This is a genomic window from Pseudescherichia vulneris (genome assembly GCF_902164725.1).
GTDB lineage: Bacteria > Pseudomonadota > Gammaproteobacteria > Enterobacterales > Enterobacteriaceae > Pseudescherichia > Pseudescherichia vulneris.
The window spans coordinates 3,028,122-3,032,274 of record NZ_LR607338.1 but is presented as its reverse complement, the minus strand read 5'-3'; the positions used below and the strand labels follow the sequence as shown (position 1 = coordinate 3,032,274).

Genomic DNA, 4,153 nt, shown 5'->3' with positions numbered 1-4,153 from the left:
GTAAGCGGTGTGAATTTACAAATGTTTTCTTTTCATCCAACCCGCTGCCGCCCCTGCATAAAGCAGGTGCATTCCCGCGCGCTTATCACTATTCTGAGCCTTACGAAAGACATGGGCAGATATTTCAGATCCCGCTTACGTAAATAAAAAAATACAAAAATGGAATTTTATACGTACACGCACACAACAGCGTACAAAAAATAACCACATATGAGGTTTCATGATGGAAGATCAACAGCACGGTGAAACGCTGAAGCGCGGCCTTAAAAACCGCCACATTCAGCTAATTGCGCTGGGTGGAGCTATCGGGACGGGTCTGTTTCTGGGCAGCGCATCCGTTATTCAGTCCGCAGGGCCAGGGATTATTCTCGGCTATGCCATCGCCGGTTTTATCGCATTTTTAATTATGCGCCAGCTCGGTGAAATGGTGGTTGAAGAGCCGGTCGCCGGATCGTTCAGCCACTTCGCCTACAAATACTGGGGCGGGTTTGCCGGCTTTGCCTCCGGCTGGAACTACTGGGTGCTCTACGTGCTGGTGGCGATGGCTGAGCTGACCGCCGTGGGGAAATACATTCAGTTCTGGTGGCCGGAGATCCCCACCTGGGTATCGGCGGCGGCCTTCTTTGTGATCATCAACGCCATTAACCTGACCAACGTCAAAGTGTTCGGGGAGATGGAGTTCTGGTTCGCCATTATTAAAGTTATTGCCGTGGTCGCCATGATCCTCTTCGGCGGCTGGCTGCTGTTTAGCGATAGCGCAGGCCCGCAGGCTACCGTGCGTAACCTTTGGGAACAGGGTGGCTTCCTGCCCCACGGCTTTACCGGGCTGGTGATGATGATGGCGATCATCATGTTCTCCTTCGGCGGCCTGGAGCTGGTGGGCATCACCGCCGCCGAGGCGGATAACCCGGAAGTGAGCATTCCTAAAGCGACTAACCAGGTTATCTACCGGATCCTGATCTTCTACATCGGCTCGCTGGCGGTGCTGCTCTCACTGCTGCCGTGGACGCGCGTAACCGCCGACACCAGCCCGTTTGTGCTGATCTTCCACGAGCTGGGAGATACCTTTGTTGCTAATGCCCTCAACGTCGTGGTCTTAACCGCCGCGCTGTCGGTCTATAACAGCTGCGTCTACTGCAACAGCCGGATGCTGTTTGGCCTGGCGAAGCAGGGCAACGCCCCTAAAGCGCTGGCGAAAGTCGATAAACGCGGCGTACCGGTGGCGACCATTCTCACCTCCGCCCTCTTTACCGCGCTCTGCGTGCTGATTAACTACCTGGCCCCTGGCGAAGCCTTTGGCCTGCTGATGGCGCTGGTGGTCTCCGCGCTGGTGATCAACTGGGCGATGATCAGCCTGGCGCACATGAAGTTCCGCCGCGCCAAAGACAAGCAGGGCGTGAAGACACGCTTCCCGGCACTCTTCTACCCGCTGGGGAACTGGATCTGCCTGCTGTTCATGGCGGCGGTGCTGGTGATCATGGCGATCACCCCTGGCATGGCGATCTCCGTCTGGCTGATCCCGGTCTGGGTGGCCATCCTTGCCGTGGGTTACTTCATCAAGCAGCAAAAAGCGGGAAAGCCGGTTAAGGCACACTAACCGCACGCGCTGCCCTGCCTCCTAAATCCAGGGAGGCAGGGTAGATGTGAAACTGTAAGGCGCTTCACAAATTCACTTTCGTAGCCGTTTTGTCCATCTCTGCGCCCCTATCTTGTAACGCAAAAACTCCGTAGCGAGCGAATAATCTCTTTCTATATCAACGGGAGATTTCGCGATGGACAATAACAAGCTGTCAGTGAAAGAGAAGATCGGCTACGGCATGGGCGACGCCGGATGCAATATCATCTTCGGCGCTATCATGCTGTTCGTTAACTACTTTTATACCGACATATTTGGTCTGGCACCGGCGCTGGTCGGGGTGCTGCTGCTCTCTATCCGCGTCATTGATGCGGTAACGGACCCGATTATGGGGGCGCTGGCCGACCGTACCAAAAGCAAATATGGCCGTTTTCGCCCCTGGCTGCTGTGGATCGCCCTGCCCTACGCCGTGTTCAGCGTGCTGATGTTTACCACGCCGGACTGGAGCTACCATAGCAAGGTTATCTATGCCTTCGTCACCTACTTCCTGCTGTCAATTACCTATACCGCCATTAATATCCCTTACTGCTCTCTCGGCAGCGTCATCACCAACGATCCCAAAGAGCGCGTCGCCTGCCAGTCATACCGCTTCGTGCTGGTGGGCATCGCCACGCTGCTGCTGTCGTTAACGCTGTTGCCGATGGCGGAGTGGTTCGGCGGGGAAGACAAAGCCAAAGGCTATCAGATGGCGATGATGGTGCTGGCCTTTATCGGCATGTGCATGTTCCTCTACTGTTTTGCTACCGTGCGCGAGCGCGTCCGTCCGGCGGTGCAGACCAATGACGATCTGAAGAAAGACCTGCGGGACGTCTGGAAAAACGACCAGTGGGTGCGCATTCTGCTGCTGACCCTGTGCAACGTCTGCCCCGGTTTTATCCGTATGGCCGCCACCATGTACTATGTCACCTGGGTTATGGGCCAGAGCACCCACTTCGCGACGCTGTTTATCAGCCTTGGGGTTGTAGGCATGATGATAGGCAGCATGCTCGCCAAAGTGCTGACTGACCGCTGGTGCAAGCTGAAAGTGTTTTTCTGGACCAACATTGCGCTGGCACTCTTCTCTGGGGCGTTCTACTTCTTCGATCCTCACGCGACGGTGCTGATCGTGGTGCTCTACTTCCTGCTCAATATTCTTCACCAGATCCCCTCCCCGCTGCACTGGTCACTCATGGCAGACGTAGATGACTACGGCGAGTGGAAGACCGGGAAACGTATTACCGGGATCAGCTTCTCTGGTAACCTCTTCTTCCTGAAAGTCGGGCTGGCAGTAGCCGGGGCGATGGTAGGCTTCCTGCTCTCCTGGTACGGCTACGATGCGGGTGCGAAACAACAAAGCGCCACGGCGATCAACGGCATCATGCTGCTGTTCACCGTTATTCCGGGCGTCGGCTACCTGATTACCGCCGGGGTCGTGCGTATGCTGAAGGTCGACCGCACGTTTATGCAGCAGATCCAGGCCGACCTGGAGAAGCGCCGCATTAATTACCGCGAGCTGAATGACAGCACCGACCTTCCAACAGGCGACAACGTGAGGAAAGCATAATGCGCCAGTGGCCAAATCCCTTTATTGAACAACGCGCCGACCCGTTCATTCTGCGTCACGGCGATGGGTATTACTTTATCGCCTCCGTGCCGGAGTACGATCGGCTGGAGATCCGCCGCGCCACTACCCTGGAGGGGCTGCGCGACGCCGAGCCGGTGGTGGTATGGCGTAAACCGCAGACCGGCCCGATGAGCCAATTGATCTGGGCCCCGGAGCTGCATCAGATTGACGGAAAATGGTACATCTACTTTGCCGCGACCCATACGCACGATCTCGACGCGCTGAATATGTTCCAGCACCGCATGTTTGTGCTGGAGTGTGCCGATGCCGATCCCCTAACCGGGCGCTGGACAGAGAAGGGGCAGGTGCAGACGCCGTTTGATACCTTTGCGCTGGATGCCACGACGTTCAACCACCAGGGCAAACAGTGGTATCTGTGGGCACAGAAAGCCCCCGATATTGCAGGCAACTCAAACATCTACTTGGCGGAGCTGGAGAACCCGTGGACGCTGAAGGGCGACCCGGTGATGCTCAGCAAGCCGGAGTATGAGTGGGAGTGTCGGGGTTTTCTGGTCAACGAGGGACCGGCGGTGATTACTCATGGTGACAGGCTGTTTGTCACCTACTCCGCCAGCGCCACCGATGAGAACTACTGTCTGGGCCTGCTGTGGATCGCTATTGATGCCGATCCACGCCAGCCGGAGAACTGGCATAAGTCACCGCAGCCGGTGTTTACCACCAGCTACGACAACCGACAGTACGGCCCGGGCCACAACAGTTTTACCAGTACAACGGACGGCGAAGACGTGCTGGTTTACCATGCGCGGAACTACACCGAGATTGAGGGCGACCCGCTCTACGATCCGAACCGTCATACCCGCCTGAAGCTGATCCAGTGGGACAACGACGGCATGCCAATTTTTGGCGTCCCGCCTGCGGATAGCTATTGAAAATCACCCGGCGGCGGTTCGCCC

The 4,153-nt window shown here is 56.7% G+C and carries 3 protein-coding genes; all 3 read left to right on the top strand.

The window, feature by feature from the left end:
• Positions 1-220: 220 nt before the first annotated feature.
• The 3 genes from aroP to FN633_RS12570 all read left to right on the top strand — a co-directional run bounded on the left by aroP (position 221) and on the right by FN633_RS12570 (position 4,129).
• Positions 221-1,597 (top strand): aromatic amino acid transporter AroP, encoded by a 1,377-nt coding sequence (aroP, locus tag FN633_RS12580; RefSeq protein ID WP_154057934.1) that lies wholly within the window; start codon positions 221-223, stop codon positions 1,595-1,597.
• 175 nt (positions 1,598-1,772) lie between these two features.
• Positions 1,773-3,179 (top strand): glycoside-pentoside-hexuronide (GPH):cation symporter, encoded by a 1,407-nt coding sequence (locus FN633_RS12575; RefSeq protein ID WP_154057933.1) that lies wholly within the window; start codon positions 1,773-1,775, stop codon positions 3,177-3,179.
• A complete protein-coding gene (locus FN633_RS12570; protein WP_154057932.1) occupies positions 3,179-4,129 on the top strand; it encodes a glycoside hydrolase family 43 protein in 951 nt (316 codons plus the stop codon). The genes FN633_RS12575 and FN633_RS12570 overlap by 1 nt, the downstream gene beginning before the upstream one ends.
• Positions 4,130-4,153: the final 24 nt, after the last annotated feature.

Excerpts from the sequence above, each read along its gene's own strand:
- FN633_RS12575 (WP_154057933.1), top strand. The coding sequence starts at position 1,773 with ATGGACAATAACAAGCTGTCAGTGAAAGAGAAGATCGGCTACGGCATG.
- FN633_RS12570 (WP_154057932.1), top strand. The coding sequence starts at position 3,179 with ATGCGCCAGTGGCCAAATCCCTTTATTGAACAACGCGCCGACCCGTTC.
- aroP (WP_154057934.1), top strand. The coding sequence starts at position 221 with ATGATGGAAGATCAACAGCACGGTGAAACGCTGAAGCGCGGCCTTAAA.